The 16,635-nt window shown below is 69.3% G+C and carries 14 protein-coding genes; 9 read left to right on the top strand and 5 right to left on the bottom strand.

Going from position 1 to position 16,635, the window contains the following annotated elements; all coding sequences use genetic code 11:
* Positions 1–1,174: HNH endonuclease signature motif containing protein (locus J3476_RS24445; RefSeq protein ID WP_207068902.1), on the bottom strand; the 1,174-nt coding region annotated here is incomplete at its 3' end.
* Between the two features lie 341 nt (positions 1,175–1,515).
* On the opposite strand from J3476_RS24445, the gene J3476_RS24440 reads away from it, so the two are divergent.
* The 8 genes from J3476_RS24440 to J3476_RS24405 all read left to right on the top strand — a co-directional run bounded on the left by J3476_RS24440 (position 1,516) and on the right by J3476_RS24405 (position 9,343).
* Positions 1,516–2,064, top strand: a complete 549-nt coding sequence (locus J3476_RS24440; protein WP_207068901.1) for a hypothetical protein — start codon at positions 1,516–1,518, stop codon at positions 2,062–2,064.
* A 79-nt stretch (positions 2,065–2,143) separates the two neighbouring features.
* A complete protein-coding gene (locus J3476_RS24435) occupies positions 2,144–3,523 on the top strand; it encodes a mycothione reductase (RefSeq protein ID WP_207068900.1) in 1,380 nt (459 codons plus the stop codon).
* On the top strand, positions 3,520–4,926 hold the full coding sequence (gene zwf, locus J3476_RS24430; protein ID WP_207068899.1) for a glucose-6-phosphate dehydrogenase: 1,407 nt from the start codon (positions 3,520–3,522) through the stop codon (positions 4,924–4,926). The genes J3476_RS24435 and zwf overlap by 4 nt, the downstream gene beginning before the upstream one ends.
* A complete protein-coding gene (locus J3476_RS24425) occupies positions 4,919–6,721 on the top strand; it encodes a glycoside hydrolase family 15 protein (protein WP_207068898.1) in 1,803 nt (600 codons plus the stop codon). Before zwf ends, J3476_RS24425 begins: the two co-directional genes overlap by 8 nt.
* Before the next feature lie 39 nt (positions 6,722–6,760).
* The gene (locus J3476_RS24420; protein ID WP_207068897.1) at positions 6,761–7,384 is read left to right on the top strand and encodes a TIGR03085 family metal-binding protein; all 624 of its coding nucleotides are present in this window, start codon (positions 6,761–6,763) and stop codon (positions 7,382–7,384) included.
* Positions 7,385–7,395: 11 nt separating this feature from the next.
* The gene (locus J3476_RS24415) at positions 7,396–8,337 is read left to right on the top strand and encodes an LLM class F420-dependent oxidoreductase (RefSeq protein WP_207068896.1); all 942 of its coding nucleotides are present in this window, start codon (positions 7,396–7,398) and stop codon (positions 8,335–8,337) included.
* 40 nt (positions 8,338–8,377) lie between these two features.
* Complete coding sequence (locus J3476_RS24410) at positions 8,378–8,812, top strand: hypothetical protein (RefSeq protein WP_286183657.1); 435 nt, start codon at positions 8,378–8,380, stop codon at positions 8,810–8,812.
* A 24-nt stretch (positions 8,813–8,836) separates the two neighbouring features.
* On the top strand, positions 8,837–9,343 hold the full coding sequence (locus J3476_RS24405) for a hypothetical protein (RefSeq protein WP_207068894.1): 507 nt from the start codon (positions 8,837–8,839) through the stop codon (positions 9,341–9,343).
* Between the two features lies 1 nt (position 9,344).
* Here J3476_RS24405 and J3476_RS24400 read toward each other — a convergent pair whose 3' ends face one another.
* From J3476_RS24400 to J3476_RS24385, 4 genes are all read right to left on the bottom strand, one after another.
* Positions 9,345–10,826 (bottom strand): dynamin-like GTPase family protein, encoded by a 1,482-nt coding sequence (locus J3476_RS24400; protein WP_207068893.1) that lies wholly within the window; start codon positions 10,824–10,826, stop codon positions 9,345–9,347.
* Positions 10,823–12,679, bottom strand: a complete 1,857-nt coding sequence (locus J3476_RS24395) for a dynamin family protein (protein ID WP_207068892.1) — start codon at positions 12,677–12,679, stop codon at positions 10,823–10,825. The genes J3476_RS24400 and J3476_RS24395 overlap by 4 nt, the downstream gene beginning before the upstream one ends.
* An 88-nt stretch (positions 12,680–12,767) precedes the next feature.
* Positions 12,768–13,727, bottom strand: coding sequence for an IniB N-terminal domain-containing protein (locus tag J3476_RS24390; protein ID WP_207068891.1), 960 nt, complete (start codon positions 13,725–13,727; stop codon positions 12,768–12,770).
* A 183-nt stretch (positions 13,728–13,910) separates the two neighbouring features.
* Positions 13,911–14,501 (bottom strand): Rv0340 family IniB-related protein, encoded by a 591-nt coding sequence (locus tag J3476_RS24385; RefSeq protein ID WP_207068890.1) that lies wholly within the window; start codon positions 14,499–14,501, stop codon positions 13,911–13,913.
* A gap of 215 nt (positions 14,502–14,716) precedes the next feature.
* On the opposite strand from J3476_RS24385, the gene J3476_RS24380 reads away from it, so the two are divergent.
* Entirely contained in the window at positions 14,717–16,555 is a 1,839-nt protein-coding gene (locus J3476_RS24380) for an Hsp70 family protein (protein ID WP_207068889.1), read from the top strand.
* The last annotated feature ends 80 nt before the right edge of the window (positions 16,556–16,635 follow it).

Here is a 16,635-nt window from a genome sequence, read left to right as displayed (position 1 = left end):
CCGATTCGTGCGACACCCTCACGAGCACCAGATTCTCCAGCTCGGTGAGCCCACCGTTCTCCCAATGCCGTAGGTGGTGGGCGTGCAGGCCGCGGGTCGCGCCGCAGCCGGGCACCACACAGCAGCGATCCCGATGCTCCAGCGCGCGGCGCAGCCGCCGGTTGACTGTGCGCGTCGAGCGGCCGGCGCCGAGCGGGCGTCCGGCGCGTTCGAACCACACCTCACAGGTCGCATCACAGGTCAGGTACTGGCGTTCGGCGTCGGTGAGCAGCGGGCCCAGATGCAGTGCGCCCAGTTTGGTGTCGGCGTCGACGTGGACGACCACGGTGGTGTGCTGAGCGTGCGGGCGCCGGGCCACCTCGGCGTCCCAGCCGGTCTCGATCAACTCCATGAACGCATCCACGGTAGTGGGCATCGGCGCACGCCGGGCGTTCTCGGCGTCGCCACCCTCGGCGAGGTCGGTGAAGTCATCGTCGAACTCCCCACCGATGCTGCCGGCGTCGGTGTCGGTATCGGCAGGGGACTCGCCATGGAGACCGTCGGCATCGGGGGCGGTTCCAGTGGCAGCATCGGGCTGCTGGTCGTGCTCGCGTTTCCAGTCGGCGATCAACCCGTCGCGCTTGCCGGCCAGGGCGGCATCGACCTTGGCGGCCTCGATCTTCGACACCGTGATCCGATACGTCACCGACTCACCATGATCGGTGCGCGAGAGGGCGCGTTCTGGCTGCGGTTTCGGGGCTGTATCGGGGCGCGGCTCCAGGCTGACCGCCTTGCGCAACTGGGTCACCGTCGCCACCGACGCCAACTCCACGTAATGATCATCAGAACCCTCGGCGGCGCGCTCGGCGAGCACCCCGACCTGATCCAACGACAACCGGCCCTCCCGCAACCCGGCCACACACCGCGGAAACTGCTCACCACGCGCCGCGACCGCCGCGATCGTCTTCGCGTTACGCGGTGACACCCCGGTCTTCCAGGCCACCAGCGCCGAAATCGACCGCGCCCCGGTCATCCCGGCCAACCCGCCATGATCGATCTCGGCGACGATGTCCACGATCTGCGCATCGATGGCGTTGCGCTGACCGGTCAACTCCGCGATCTGCTCGAACAACTCCGCCAACCGCTCCTTCGGCGACACCTCATCGTCAACCAAAGACGCTGCAGCAGAGGACATGACCCCATCAAAGCAGCACCCACCGACAAAAAAGGTCGGCCTCCGGCTGCATCCCACAGATCGGCGGCCACCACCGACAAATCAGGGACGGGCCGTCGCCTCGTTCGTTCTGGGAAGCGACACGAAGCCTCAACTACCGGGCGACCAGCGGACCGAAACGCCGCAACACGCTCTAGGTCGGGCCCGAACAGTAAACGGCTCGGACCGGCGGCGGGACGCAGAGCGAAAACTGCCGTGCAACTGATGGACATCAGTCGCGCAGAAGGCGGAGTTGGTCTGGAGCCGGAGCGGCCCGCGAGTCACTTCCGTCCCGCAGGCACCAATGTGCGTACGCTGGGGTGATGCAGGCTCGGTCGGTCGTCGCCGTCGCACTCGGCGTGGGCGTGACGCTCGCGGGGTGCTCGTCGAACATCGAGGGCACCGCGACCCGCAGCCCCGACTCCTTCGCCGAGCCGGAGTTCCCGACACCACGCCCGACCCGACCTGATCCCTCACCGCCCCCGACCACCGCGAATCCGAGACCGGCGCCTTCCGCGACCCCAGCACCGGGTGGGGAGGTGCTGAGTCCGCAGAACGGCTACGTCTTCATCGAGACCAAGTCGGGCAAGACCCGCTGCCAGCTCGACACTCGCGAAGTCGGCTGCGAGTCCTCGTTCGTCAACGCGCCCGAGATCGACGGCATGCCCGCCAACGGCGTCCGTCTCAGCGCCGACGGCGACATCAGTTGGGTGCTGGGCAATCTCGGCGCCATTCCGGCGGTCACCCTGGACTACCGCACCTACTCGGCGGTGGGCTGGACCATCGATGCCGATGTCAACGGCACCCGGTTCACCAACGACAGCACCGGCCACGGCATGGTCATCAGTGTCGAGGGTGTCGAAGGCTTCTGAACACCCAGTGAGTCCGAGGTCACCGTTCGGTCATCGCAGCCGGGTTTGACCGCAACCCCGGCCCGGGAACAGCACAGGCGTGCGCACCCACGATCTCATCGTCATCGGCGCGGGCTCGGGCAACATGGTCGTCGACGACCGGCTCGAAGACCTGCGCGTGGCGATCGTCGAGGACCGCAAATTCGGTGGGACGTGCGTGAACTACGGCTGCATCCCGTCGAAGATGCTGTCCTACACCGCCGAGCTGACCGACAGCATCGCCAGGGCGAACACCTTCGGCATCGACGCTGAGCTGCACGAACTGCGCTGGCCACAAGTACGCGACCGTGTCATCGGTCGCACCGACGCGGTGTCCGCCGAGGGCGAGCACGGCCGCCGCGCCGCCGACTTCGTCGACGTCTACTCCGGACATGCCCGCTTCACCGGAGACCGGGAACTCGCGGTCACCACGGCCGAGGGCATGGAGTATCTCAGCGCCGACCGGATCGTCGTCGCAGCCGGTAGCCGCCCTGCGGTGCCGCCGCCGGTCGCCGAGTCGGGTCTGCCCTACGAGACCTCCGACACCGTGATGCGGAGGGACACCGCGCCGCGGCACCTCGCCGTGCTCGGCGGCGGGTACATCGCCGCCGAACTCGCCCACGTGTTCTCCAGCGCCGGCAGTGAGATCACGATCATCGAGAAGGCGGGCCGGCTTCTCGGCGGTCCGCAGGACGAGGCGCTGCGCGACACCTACACCGAGATGATGCGTGCCCGCTACGATCTGCGCTGCGGTACCGAGCTGACCAAGATGTCCGGCACGCCAGGAGATCTGGTCCTCCACCTGGACGACGGAACCGACGTGCAGGCCGACACGCTGCTGGTGGCGATCGGACGAACTCCCAACAGTGACCACCTCGACGTGCAGTGCGGCGGCATCGACACCCACGACGACGGCCGCGTCGTCGTCGACGAGTACTGCCGCACCACCGCGCCGGGCGTGTTCGCGCTCGGCGACATCTGCACCGCGATCCCCCTCAAACACGTCGCCAACCGGGAAGCCGCGGTGGTCCAGCACAACCTGCTCAACCCCGATGACCTGCACCAGGTCGACCACAGCCTGGTGCCGTCGGCGGTGTTCACCAACCCGCAGATGGCCTCCGTGGGAGCCACCGAACAGAGTTGTCGCGACGACGGCCGCGACTACCGGGTGGGGGTGGCACGGTACGAGGACGTCGCCTACGGCTGGGCGATGCAGGACCACACCGGGCTGTGCAAGGTCCTCACCGAGGCCGAGTCCGGCCGCATCCTCGGCGCGCATGTGATCGGCAGCCAGGCCGCCTCGTTGATCCAGATCTTCGTGGTGGCCATGAACTTCGGTATCCCCGCCGGTGACCTGGCGCGGCGCCCGTACTGGATCCACCCCGCGCTCAGCGAGGTCGTGGAGAACGCACTGCTCAATGTGAGGAGACCCAGCACATGACCGAATCCGACCGCGCTGAACCGCTGGTGCTCGTCCTGTTCGGGGCCCGTGGCGATCTGGCACGGCGGATGCTGTTCCCCAGCCTCTACCGTCTCGCCGCGGCGGGCCGGCTGCCCGACGAGTTCGCCGTCATCGGATCCGGGCGCACCGCGCCCGACAGCGACGATGAATTCCGCGACGACATCAGCGATGCCATCGCCGAGGACATCGAGGAGCCGGACCACGAGATCCTCGATGACCTGATGTCGCGGTTGAGCTTTCAGGCCGCCAGCGACGACGACGGTTCCGACCTGGCCGAGGCTGTCCGCGCCAAGGCGGCACAGCTCGGTGACGGTGCGCGCACACTGATCTATCTGTCGGTGCCGCCGGTGGCCATGCAACCGCTGATCGGCATGCTCGGCCGGCAAGGCCTGGCCGAGGAGGCGCGGTTCATCGTCGAGAAGCCGTTCGGCACCGACCTGGAGTCGTCGCGCGAGCTCGATCAGGCCCTCAAGGCGGTCACCGACGAGGATCACGTCTACCGGATCGACCACTTCCTCGGCAAAGAGGCGGTGCGCACCCTGATGGCGCTACGGTTCGCCAACGGCATCATCGAATCCCTCTGGAACCGCGAGCATGTCGCGTCCGTGCAGATCGATGTGCCCGAGCAGCTGGGAATGGAGGGCCGGGGCAGCTTCTACGAGAAGACCGGATGCTTCCGCGACATGGTGAGCACCCATCTGTGTCAGGTGCTCGGTGTTGTGGCGATGGAGCCGCCGTCCGGTATGGACGCCCGCTCGCTGCGCGACGCCAAGTCGGCGGTGTTCGAGGCGATGCGTCCGCTGGATCCCGCACGGGTGGTCTTCGGCCAGTACGACGGATACCGCGACGAGGACGATGTCGCCGACGACTCCGGCGTCGAAACGTATGTCGCGCTCGAAGCGTTCGTGGACACGCCCCGCTGGCAGGGGGTGCCGTTCTACCTGCGCACCGGCAAGGCCATGCCGGCCGACCGCCGGGCCGTGACGCTGACGTTCCGCGACCCCGCACCGGCGACGTTCCCCGATCCGCGGCCCAACCGGCTGGTGCTCGACCTGACCGACTCCCCGAACGCCGCCTTCGACCTGACCGGCATGCGGCCCGGTCCGGGCCTCACGCCGCAACACCTCACCGTGACAACCGGATTGGCCGATCCGAACCTCGAGTCCGACGCCATGGACGCCTACGAGCGGCTGCTGCTCGACGCGATGCGCGGGGACCAGACCTTGTTCGCCCGCGCCGACGAGGTCGACAGACTCTGGCAGATCTGCGCACCGGTGCTGGACAACCCCCCGCCCGCGCTGAGCTACGAGCGTTGCTCATGGGGTCCCGAACCCGCGCTGCAGCTGCCCGGGCCGGCGGGCTGGCGGCTTGCCGATGACTGACTTCCCCTCGGTCGCCGAGCACGGCCTGATCGGTGACCTGCGCACCTGCGCGCTGGTCGGAAGCGACGGCAGCATCAACTGGTTCTGTGCCCCGCGGTTCGACTCCCCCAGCGTGTTCGGCGCAATCCTGGACCCGGAACGCGGCGGCAGCTGGACGATATCCACCGCGCGCAAGGACAGTCGCACCCACCAGTTCTACTTTCCGCAGTCCGCGGCGTTGATCACCCGCTTCCTGACCGCGGACGGTGTGATCGAGGTCCACGACTTCATGCCGGTGCTGCAGCCCAAAGACGAGGCGCACGTCCAGCGGCTGGTTCGTCGCGTCGTCGCGGTGCGCGGCACGACCACCGTCAGCATGGTGTTCGACGCCCGCCCCGACTACGGCCGCCGCCGTTTCGACGTGCAGTCATCTCACGGGACTGCGCGCTTCCGCCTCGACGGGTTGGCGATGCAGTTGCGTTCGTCGGTGGACCTCACCGTCGACGACACCGTGGTGGCCGCCGAATTCGAGTTGAAGCCCGGTCAGACCGCCGAGTTCGTCCTCGAGCTGGGTGAGACCAGCGACCGCGATGCCCCCGAGCACGGCCCGAGCGTCGACGAGCTCTTCGACGGGACGATCCACTTCTGGCGGTCCTGGCTGAAGAACTCGCGATACCAGGGCCGTTGGCGGGAGATGGTGGAGCGCTCGGCGATCACGCTCAAGCTGCTCACCCATGAGCCGAGCGGGGCCATCATCGCGGCACCGACCACCAGCCTGCCCGAGGACATCGGCGGGGAACGCAACTGGGACTACCGCTACGTGTGGATGCGCGACGCCGGCTTCAGCCTCTACGCGCTACTGGCGCTGGGCTTCCACGACGAAGCACACTCGTTCATCGCCTGGCTGTCGCGGCGGCTGGGCTGTGGCGACCGGGAAGCAGACGGTCTCGGCCCGCTGCGGGTGCTCTACGACATCGACGGCAACGAACCACCGCCTGAGGCCGAACTCGACCACCTGCGCGGCCATCTGGACTCGCGGCCGGTGCGGGTGGGCAACGCGGCGGTCGGCCAGCTGCAGCTCGACATCTACGGTGACCTGATCGACTCGGTGTACCTGTTCAACAAGTACGGTCCCGGCATCAGCTACGACGCCTGGTCCGATGTCGTCTTCGTCATCGACTGGCTGATCGACAACTGGGAACGCGCCGATGCCGGGATGTGGGAGATCCGCGATGCGGAGAGGGCGCACACCACGTCACGGTTGATGTGCTGGGTCGCGGTGGAGCGCGCCATCCGCATCGCCCGCCACCGTGGTCTGCCCGCCGATCTGGTGACGTGGTCCTCGGCGCGCGACGCGATGTACCACCGGATCATGACGGAGTCGTGGAACACCGACCTGGAGGCCTTCACGCAGGTGGAAGGCGGTGACCGGCTCGACGCGGGCGTCCTGCTGATGCCGATGGTCAAGTTCATCTCGCCGGCTGATCCGCGCTTCCTGTCGACCCTGGCGGCCATCGAGCGCGAGCTGGTCACCGACAGCCTGGTTTTTCGCTATCAGCCGGAAACCGACGGTCTCGACGGCGACGAAGGCACGTTCTCGTTGTGCACGTTCTGGTACGTCGAGGCGCTGACCCGGTGCGGCCGCCTGGCCGACGCCCAATTGGCGCTGGAGAAGATGTTCACCTACGCCAATCACGTGGGCCTCTACGCTGAGCAGGTCAGTGCCACCGGTGACCAGGTCGGCAATTTTCCGCAGGCCTTCACACACCTGTCGTTGATCAGCGTGGCGATCAACCTGGACCGCGCGCTCGGTTGACGTGTTTCGCATGACCGCACGAGGGAAAGTAGGACTCCCATGACGATTGCACAGCGCGAGCGGGCGGCCCTGGTGGCGACACTCAGGGAACAGGCCCCCGACGCTCCCACCCTGTGTGACGGGTGGGACGCCCGGGATCTGGCCGCACACCTGGTGGTGCGGGAACGGCGGCTCGACGCCGCGCCCGGCATCCTGATCCCGGCGTTCGCCGATTACACCGAACGGGTGCAGAAGAACGTGGCGTCCTCGACCGACTGGGACGAACTGGTCGGTCAGGTGGCGTCCGGCCCGCCGCTGTATTCGCCGTTCAAGCTGCTGGACCCGATCGCCAACGTCGCCGAGATGTTCATCCACCACGAGGACGTCCGGCGGGCCCGTCCGGGGTGGGAGCCCCGCCCGCTCGACGAGCCGACGGCGTCGGCGCTGCGCCGGCCCGTTCAGATGATGGCACGCATGACGCTGCGGAAGGCACCGGCGACGGTGGTCCTGGCCACGCCGGACGGCGACACGTTGGCCACGCTGGGCAGCGGGACTCAGGTCAAGGTCACCGGTGATGCCGGCGAGTTGCTGATGTTCGCCGCCGGACGGGACGAGGCGCGGGTCGAGTTCGACGGGCCTGCCGACGCGGTCGCCTTGGTGAAGAAGTCCCGCGCGGGCCTCTAGGCTGGACAACCGTGAGCCCCGTCGATTTCCGTGTCTTCGTCGAACCCCAGCAGGGCGCCGGCTACGCCGATCAGCTCGCCGTCGCCCGCACTGCCGAAAGTGCCGGGTATTCGGCGTTCTTCCGGTCCGACCACTACCTCGCGATGAGCGGTGACGGTCTCCCCGGGCCGACCGACTCCTGGGTCACCCTGGCCGGTCTCGCCCGGGAGACCACCACCATCAGGCTGGGCACGATGGTCACCTCGGCAACGTTCCGCCATCCCGGCCCGCTGGCGATCTCGGTGGCCCAGGTCGACGAGATGAGCGGCGGGCGAGTGGAATTCGGACTCGGTGCGGGCTGGTTCGAGGCCGAGCATCGCGCCTACGCCATCCCGTTCCCAACGCTGGGCGAGCGGTTCGACCGGCTCACCGAGCAGCTGGAGATCATCACCGGACTGTGGGGCACCCCGTCCGGGGAGACGTTCGACTATTCCGGCACCCACTACAGCGTGGCCGAGTCACCCGGGCTGCCCAAGCCGGCTCAGACACCGCACCCGCCCATCATCCTGGGTGGCATGGGCGCCAAGCGCACTCCGGCGCTGACCGCGCGGTTCGCCACCGAGTTCAACATCCCGTTCGCACCGTTGGACGGCCTGATCCAGCAGTACGCCCGGGTGGCGGCTGCGGTCGAGGAGGCCGGCCGCGCCAAGGATTCGCTGACCTACTCGGCGGCGTTCGTGCTGTGCGCCGGGCGCGATGACGCCGAGATCGCTCGACGCGCCGCCGCCATCGGGCGCGAGGTCGACGAACTGCGCTCCAACTCCCCCGCCGTCGGCACCCCCGACGAGATCGTCGACAAGCTCGGCCCCTTCCTGCAGGGCGGTGTGCAGCGCGTCTATCTGCAGGTTCTCGACATGTCGGACCTCGAGCACATCGAGTTCATCGCCGAGACGGTCGTCCCGCAGCTTCGCTGACCCAGCACTCCGTACGCGTGCGCGGTTACTATCGGTGCCCGTGACCGGCCCCGACCGTGACGATGCGCCGCAGCCGGCGTGGCACAACCGCCCGTCGACGCTGCTGGGGGTCAGCGCCGCGGCGCTGGCTCTGCTCGCGTTGCTGATCGGCGCGATCAGCTACGTGACCGGGCAGGCCAACGAACCCGAGCCGGCGCCGATCGACTTCGTCGAACCCACGTATTCGGTCACCGACAGCAGCACGCCGAACTCCGGGTCGCCCACGACGACCGGGACGATCACCAGCACGAGCCCTCCGGTGACCACCGACATCAACCCCGAGGAGACGACGCCGACGACCACCGAGTCCGGTCCGTCGACGATCACCACCCGCCCGCCGCGCACCCGCGAAACCGATGTGGGTCCGACGACGCGGGAGCGGCCCAGGCTGACGCGCAGGACCACGCCCAGCGAGGAACCCGCCGAAAATCCCTAGCCGCAGCGCCTACTATCGGGTTTCGTGGCGCGCTACGGATCCGACGACGATCAGGACTACTACTCCGACGACGACCCGACCCGCCTCAACACCGGCGGCTACAGCGGGTACGGCCAGCCGGGACCGGCGGAGTCGGGCGAGGTGCCGTGGTTCCGCAAACCCGTCGCCCTCGTGGCTTTCGGCGCGCTGGGGGCAGTACTGATCGCGCTGATCGTCTACGGTTTGGCGCGCCTGATCACCGGCGACTCCGGCCCGGGCACCGACACCACCACTACGCCGTTGACGCCGCTCACCTCGACCTCTGCTCCGGCGGTGGTGCCGCCGCAGACCGTGACCGAGACGGTGACACCCTCCACCACCGAGCCGACCGGGCCCGCTGGAACTACCTCGACGACCACCACCACCGCGCCGACGACCACCACCACGACCACAACGACGACCACCAGCCCCAGCGTCAGCACGAGCACCAGCACCGTCACGCAGACCGAGACCCAGACCGAGACGGTGACGGAGACGCCCCCGGCCCCCTGAGTCAGCGGCGCGACGAGTACAGCGCGACGAGCGCTTCCGCGCTGCGCACCGCGGCCCGGCACGCCCGGGTGGTGAACGGGTCGTTGAGGGGATGATCGGCGCGTCTGCGCCACCGCTGCGTCGCGGCGAAGGCCGCCCGCGGTCCGTCGTCGGCCGAGTCCGGACGCAGCCCCAGCCTGCTGGCCGCATCGGTACCCGCGCCGCCGATGATCCGCCGCAGCGAGACCATCTCGTCGTCGGTCAATGTGGTTGCCCGGGAACGCAGTTGACTCAACAGCCGCAGTTCCTCGAATGCGTGGGTGTCGGCCAGCAACGGGTCGATGTCGGCGACGATCTGCGCCGAGGCCGACAGCGGATTCGCGGTCACCATCCGGCGCAGGGACAGCAGTGCGGTGTGCGCCTTCAACGCGTCCGACCGTTGGGCGAACTGCTGGTCGATGACCTCCCGCAGCGCCACCAGACCGCTGCGTTCGAGGAGTTCGTCGGCCAGCGCCACCGAGTCGGTGACCCCGGCCTGCAGCACGACCACCGAGATCCGGATGCCGAACATCCCGAACCGGTCGAGCAACGCGCGGCGCGTCGCCGCGTCCAGCGGAAGTGAGCTGTCGTCGCGGACGAACCGGTCGGCCGACAGCATCGCCTTGGCCAGCTCGGCGGGGTCGACGTCGGCCAGTTTGCGCAGCGCGGCGAACTCGTCGTGGCGCAGCGTGCGCGCGGTGAGCGCGAGCAGCCCGGACACCGGGACCACCGCCTGGCAGATGCCGGTCTTGTCCATCTCGGTGGTGAACCGTGTGGCGACCTCGTCGGCGGACAGCATCGCATCGATGCGCCCGGCCCCGATCTCGTCGGCGCGCGAGGCCACCCCGATGACGCCGAGTGCGCCGGTCGCGCCGCCGACCAGCATGCCGATCTGTTTGAGCAGGGCGATGTCGGCGGCGTTGAGGGTGCGCAGCAGGAACACCACGGCGTCGACGCGGGGCACGCCGTCGTCGGGAACCAGCAGGCGCAGCGAGCGCTCGGAGACATCGGGGGACAACGAGGACGTGCCCGGGGTGTCGATGATGGTGGCGTCGACCAGTGCGCCGGCCGGCCACTCGACGTCGAGATCGACCACCTCGGCCGCGTCGAGATCGGCGAGATCGAAGGTCAGGCCACCCTCGCGCACGATGGGGACGTTGCGCCGCCTGCCGCCGCGTTCGTTCGCGGTCACCCGCGGAGTCGGCCCGTACCGGAACCACGTGACGATGCGGGTTGCCTCTGTCGCGTCCGTGGGCGCGATGTCCTCCCCCACCAGCGCATTGACCAGGGTGGATTTCCCGGCCTTCAGCGTTCCGGCCAGTGCGATGCGAATCGGTTGGTTCAGCCGCCGACCGATGCGGTCCAGTTCGTTGTGCACGTCGGCACGCTGCCGGTAGGCGGGGTCGGCCTGGTAGGCCCGCACGACCCCGGCCAGGATGGCCCGGACCTGATCGCCCGCGCTCATCGCCCGGTCGTGAGCTCGGCGCAGTGGTCGAGCACCTGGCTCAGGATGCTCAATTGGCGTTGCAGCTCTTTGATACGCGAGTTCCGTTCGTTCTCTTCGACTTTGGCAGCCGCAATGGTCGCCTGCAGCGATTCGTTGAGGGAGCGGGTGGCCTGGTTGGCGATGTCGCGGTAATGGTCGCGCAGCTGCCGCTGGATCTCCTTGAGCCGGTCACGGGACTCCTTGGCCACCACGAACGCGACGTCGTCGACGAACCGGCGGCTGTTCAGTTTGGCCTCGCTGCGCACCCGCACCATGCGGTTCTCCATGTTCTCCCGGTAGGCCGCGCGGCCCATCAGGGCCCCCGCGCCCAGCGAGATCGGATTGAACATGCCCAACCCGGCCAGTGAGGTCATCATGCCGAACATCAGCACACCGCCGTAGGACCCCTGCAGTCCGATGGTCGCCTTGCGGCCTCTGCCGACGGGCTTGGCCTCCAGCTTCTGAGGCGCCTTGATCTCTCCGAACCCCGTGCCCATGATCCGGGCGCTGATGGCGGGCACATCGACGGAGTCCACCCCGGCGCCGACGAAGGTCTGGGCCACCTCTTCGGCGAGCACCTCGGCCCGCTGGAAGGCCCACACGAAGTTGTCCCCGACCGCGGTGGCGACGGCGTTTTCGAGTTCGGCGCCGATCTCGGCCCACACCCGCGTCGGATCACAGGAATCGATCACCTTCTCGGTGTGCTGGGTGATGGCACGGAAGCGGCCACGCAGGTCGTGTTCGACGTCGGCGGTAAGGTCGGCGATCCCGTCGTTGAGGATCTGTTGCCACAGCGCCGTCTGCGCCAGGGCGTCCTGCGCTTCGGCTTTTCGGCGTTCCAGGTCGGCGCGCAGCGCCTCTCGCGCGGCGGGGTCGTCGAGCGCTTCCAGCTCAGCGCCCACCGCGAGGCGCAGATGCTCTGCCGCCGAACGGATCTCGGCCAGAACCTGAGCGCGGATACGGTCGTTCTCGCGGGAGGCCACCTGCTCGGACAGGAAGTTCACCAGCGCCGGGAAGTTGGACTCGGTGTTGAGTTCCTTGTCGTTGGTCTTGATCGCGTGGCTGCGCAGCACCGAGGACACCGGGATGACCGGCACCGCCACCCCGGCGCGTTGCAGGTGCCGCTCGTCGGCGGCGACGACGTCACGCCAGTACGGGTACAGATCCGTCTTGGTCGCCACGATCCGGGCGACCGGGCAGATCTGCACCGCCTGGCGCAGGAACGTCATCTCGGGTTCGGTGAACTCCTGGCTGGTGTCGCTGACCATCAGCACCGCGTCCGCGTCGGGCAGCAGGCCCAGCGTGGCGGACAGGTGGGGTTGACCGTGGCCTCCCACCCCGGGGGTGTCGACGAACGCCAGTCCACCCTTGAGCAGCGGGCTGGGCGCGCTGACCTCGGCGCGGATCACCCGTCGTCCGCGGGCCAACGGATGGAAGCGCAGATCGGTCCGCACGTCGGCGGTCGGGATGTCGATGAGCTCGGGTTCCGCGACACCGGGACGTTCGACGACGATGCGGGCCGAGGGCTCCTCGGCGTGGGTCACCACGGTCGGCAGCACCGTGGACTCGTCGTCGGCGACGCGGGCGACGGGAACGTTGAGCAGCGAGTTGAGCAGCTGGCTCTTGCCCTGCTTGAGCTGCCCGGCGATGACCACCCGGATCTGCGGGTCGGTGATGCGGGCCTTGGCGCGGGTCATCCGGTCGACGAGGTCACCGCGCTCGTAGGTGCCGGCGATCGAAGCGGTGTGCTCGATCAACTCGACGATGACCTTCACGTCGCGGCGCCCGCCGGTCGCGGTGCGGCGCTCGGGCTGGTGGTTCGGCTGACTCATGGCACTCCTAGCGAACCAGGACCATATCGCGGCGGTGTGGCGGGACCTTCTCGATCCCGCCACACCGCCTCGGTGATGGTCCGTGCGATCAGAGCAGACTCATGTCGTTGTCGATGTCGGTGATGATGTCGTTGCTGATGTCGGTGTCGATCGACGTCAGGTCGTCATCGGAGTAGTCCCGGTTGTCCGAGTTGTCCTGGCCGGAGTTGTCCGACATGTCGAACGCATCGCCGCCGGTCAGGACATCCCCGTCCACCACGGTCGTGGTGTCGGTCGCGACGTCTCCGTCGTCGATCACCACCGCCGAGTCGTCACCGGAGTCGACCTCACCGATCACCGGGCCCTCGTTGTCGGTGACGATGTCGCCGCCGCCGCTGGTGGTGTTGCCGTTGTCCTCGACGTCGTTGTCCTCACCGATCACCACATTGGACCCGCTGCCGGCGAGCACGTCACCGGAGTTGGCGCTGTTTCCGTCGCCCTGCACGGAGCGGTCGCCGGTCAGGATGTCGCCGGAATTGTCGCCGCCGGTCGCGACGGCGTCGTCACCGGTGGCCACCGGGCCGGAGATGTCACCATCGGCGATCACGGCGCCGTCGGTGGCGGTGTTGGAGGTCTTGTCGCCGAACGTGATGTCGCCGAAGCCCAGATTCAACCCGCCCTGCTGGGAGTTGGCGCCGGAGGACTGCTCCGGGCTCAGCAGCGACGTGTCGTTGTTGCTGGCCAAGTCGGTGTCGTTGCGGCTGGCGAACTCGGTGTCGTTGCGGCTGGCGAACTCACTCTGAGTCTGCGGGGCCCAGGTGGTCTGGGGCGAGAACGGGGAGGCGATGTTGTGATGGTCGGCGACGGCGCGCTGCAGTCCGACGATCGGGTCGCCGCCGCCCAGCACGGCGCCGGCGGGAGCCGCGGTCGCCGCGATCGCCTGCAGCTGGGCCGGGTTGACCGGGGGCAGCCCCGCGGTGCGCATCGCCTCCTCGGGATCGGCGACGAACTCGGCGGCCGAGGCCGGGCTGCGGAACAGGTTGATGATGAACTCGATCAAGGTGTTCATGTCGGGGTCCTCTCACTGGGGGTGTTCGGTCGCCGTGTCCGGCGAGGCAAGAACCACGCTATGGCTCGGCGGAGGCCCCGAAAACGGGGCGACCACCCCTTCTTGGGGGATCAATGTCAGGGGTCCAGGGGGAGACCCCAATAGGGGATTAGGGGGTGGACTGGGGCAGGCCGGCGCGCACCGTCACTGCCCGAAGGCGTCGAAACCGCCGGCCTGGTGCGGCAGGTCCTCGAGGTCCTCGAGGCCACCGGGATCACCTGAGCCATCGGGGCCGCCGTGCCCGTCGAGCGGTGGCGATACCGCGTCCAGCCCGTCGTCCAACCACTCCCCGCCGACGACGGTGTCGCCCACCGCCGGCATCCCGTCGGGGGCGTCCAGAACGTCGTCGAATGCACCGAGGCGGTCGGGGACCCCGGAGTCCGGGGCGGACAGGTCGGAGATGACCGAAGAGACACCCAAGGTGTCGGGGACATCGGAGGCGTCGATGACCTCTCGGCCCGCCGCGACGAGGTCGTCACCGGTGACCTGCGCGGGCAGTTCATCGCCGAAGGCGTCGAACGCCGACACGGCCTGCCCGCTGGTCCACACGTTGTCATCCATCGCCCCGGCCGACATCGACTCGGACACCACCGGGATGAGACTGTTGACGTCGACCCTGGTGACGTCGGTCAGGTGGGCGTCGGCGATCGCCCGCTCGGGGTCCGCGGCGTAGCGGGCCGCCGCGTCGGGGTCACGCACCAGGGACAGCACGAACTCCAGCAGCGGGTTCGCCATGACACGTCCTACCTTCGCTCGCAGCTCACGGCGGGCTCAGACCCCGCCGGACCCGATCGTAATGACGATTCCCGATGCGGAGATCGGTGCTGGCACCCATCCCTGTCGAGGGTCCGGTTAGGGGCTTTCGATTAGGGACTCGGGGCCACTAGGGGCTTGCCCGGAAATGACGGCTCGGGCGGCTAAGGTGTGTCGAACAGAGCAGGGAGGTGCGAGTGGGTGACTCACTCGGGTTGTCCGTGGGGACGACCAATCTGGTGGCCACCGCCGCCGGTCGATCGACCGTGATCCGGCGCTCCGTGCTCACTGTCTATCCCGACCGGCCCGCCGAGGTCGGGGTTCCCGGCGAGAACCCGAACCTCGACGTGCCGCAACCGGACAGCCTGGTGCTCACCGGCTTCGTCGAACGGGTGGGCGACCCCATCCCGCTGGTGGCCGCGGACGGCTCGGCCCACCAGGCCGAACGGGTGCTGGCCGAAGCTCTCGACGCGATGGCGCGTGCGGCCGGTGGCGGATCCCCCGTCGCGATCGCGGTGCCGTCCTACTGGGGTCCCGCGGCGGTCGGCGCGTTACGGGGGGCGCTGCGCGCCGTGCCCGCCCTGGCTCCGGGCGGGGTGCCCGCCGCCCTCGTTCCCGACTCGGCCGCCGCACTGACCGCGCTGCAGGCCGCGCCCGGGTTGCCGACCACCGGCGTGGTGGCGCTGCTGGATTTCGGCGGTACCGGTACGTCGATCAGCCTGGCCGATGCCGGCGCCGGATTCGCCCCGCTGGGTGAGACGGCGCGGTTCGCCGAGTTCTCCGGTGACGGTGTGGACGCGTTGCTGCTCAACCATGTCATCGCGGCCTCGGCCACCGACGCCGACGACCCGGCCGGCACCGCGGCGGTCGGCTCGCTGGCCCGTCTGCGGGCCGAGTGCCGGCTGGCCAAGGAACGCCTGTCCACCGAGACGTCGACGAGTGTCAGCACGCAGGTGCCCGGCTTGCCGGCCGACGTGCGGATCACCCGGGCCGAGCTGGAGAACCTCGTCGACCAGCCCCTGTCGGGGGCACTGCTGGTGCTCGAGGACAGCCTGCAGCGGGTGGGGTTGAGCGCCGCCTCGCTGGCAGCGGTGGCGACCGTGGGTGGCGGTGCGCAGATTCCGCTGATCACCCAGCGTCTCTCGGAGCGGCTGCGGGTGCCGGTCATCACCACCCCGGCGCCGCAGACGAGTGTCGCCGCCGGCGCCGCCCTGGTCGCCGAGCGGGGGCTGACCTCCGATGCCACGACCATGTCCGGGGCGGCCGACAGCCCCACCGGCATCGCACCGGCGGCATGGGCGGCCGGCACGGCAGGAGCCGCAGCCACCGAATCCGCCGCCGACGGCGCGCCGTCGGCCACATTCCGCGCGTTGGCGTGGTCGCAGGACGACGCCAGCGGCCAGGAGCCTGTCCCCTACGTGGGCGACGACTACACCTTCGAGGGGACCGAGGCGCGCCCGGCGATGGCGTTCGACGCCGAACCGGACGCCGACTACGCCGACCCGGCGCCGCTGCCCTGGTACAAACGCCCACCGGTGCTGTTCGGCGTGGCCGCGGCGGCGGCACTGGTGGCCGCCGGCGGGTTGGCCGTCACCCTCGCCTCGACCGACGGGGACACCGGCCCCTCCTCCGACACCCCCACCACCGGGGAGAACGGGGAACCGGTGGCACCGCCGCCACCGGTCACGGTGACGGTCACCGGCTCGGACGGGCTGCCGACGACGTCGGTGTTCACCCCGCCGCCGCCGACGACCACCACGACCAGCCCGGCCTCGGAGACGACGTCGACCACCAGCGCGACCACCGAGACGACCACCACGACGACCACGCAACCGACGACGACCACGACGCAGCCGACCACCACGACCACCCGGACCACCACGACCCGGCCCACCACCACGCGGCCCACCACGACGGCACCGCCCCCCACCACGACGGCGCCGCCCCCGGAACCCGAGCCCGAACCCGATCCGGTCACCCCGGACGCCGGAGGGGATGTCACCACCCCGCTGGCTGCGCCGCCGCTGTCACCGTGAGGGTTCCCCCGGCCGCGCGGGCCGCGGTCGCGAGTCTGGCCGCCGCGCCCACCGAGCCGGCGGTGATGGCCGTGACCGGC

Origin of the sequence: Mycobacterium sp. PO1, assembly GCF_017312405.1 — a bacterium.
Taxonomy (GTDB): Bacteria; Actinomycetota; Actinomycetes; order Mycobacteriales; family Mycobacteriaceae; genus Mycobacterium.
Note: the sequence above shows the minus strand (reverse complement) of the source record. Positions and strands in the feature narration are given on the sequence as shown.

What these genes read in the sequence shown, in the direction of transcription:
- J3476_RS24400 (WP_207068893.1), bottom strand. Translation starts at nt 10,826, where the DNA reads ATGAGCGCGGGCGATCAGGTCCGGGCCATCCTGGCCGGGGTCGTGCGG.
- J3476_RS24385 (WP_207068890.1), bottom strand. Translation starts at nt 14,501, where the DNA reads ATGGCGAACCCGCTGCTGGAGTTCGTGCTGTCCCTGGTGCGTGACCCC.
- J3476_RS24390 (WP_207068891.1), bottom strand. Translation starts at nt 13,727, where the DNA reads ATGAACACCTTGATCGAGTTCATCATCAACCTGTTCCGCAGCCCGGCC.
- zwf (WP_207068899.1), top strand. Translation starts at nt 3,520, where the DNA reads ATGACCGAATCCGACCGCGCTGAACCGCTGGTGCTCGTCCTGTTCGGG.
- J3476_RS24425 (WP_207068898.1), top strand. Translation starts at nt 4,919, where the DNA reads ATGACTGACTTCCCCTCGGTCGCCGAGCACGGCCTGATCGGTGACCTG.
- J3476_RS24440 (WP_207068901.1), top strand. Translation starts at nt 1,516, where the DNA reads ATGCAGGCTCGGTCGGTCGTCGCCGTCGCACTCGGCGTGGGCGTGACG.
- J3476_RS24420 (WP_207068897.1), top strand. Translation starts at nt 6,761, where the DNA reads ATGACGATTGCACAGCGCGAGCGGGCGGCCCTGGTGGCGACACTCAGG.
- J3476_RS24395 (WP_207068892.1), bottom strand. Translation starts at nt 12,679, where the DNA reads ATGAGTCAGCCGAACCACCAGCCCGAGCGCCGCACCGCGACCGGCGGG.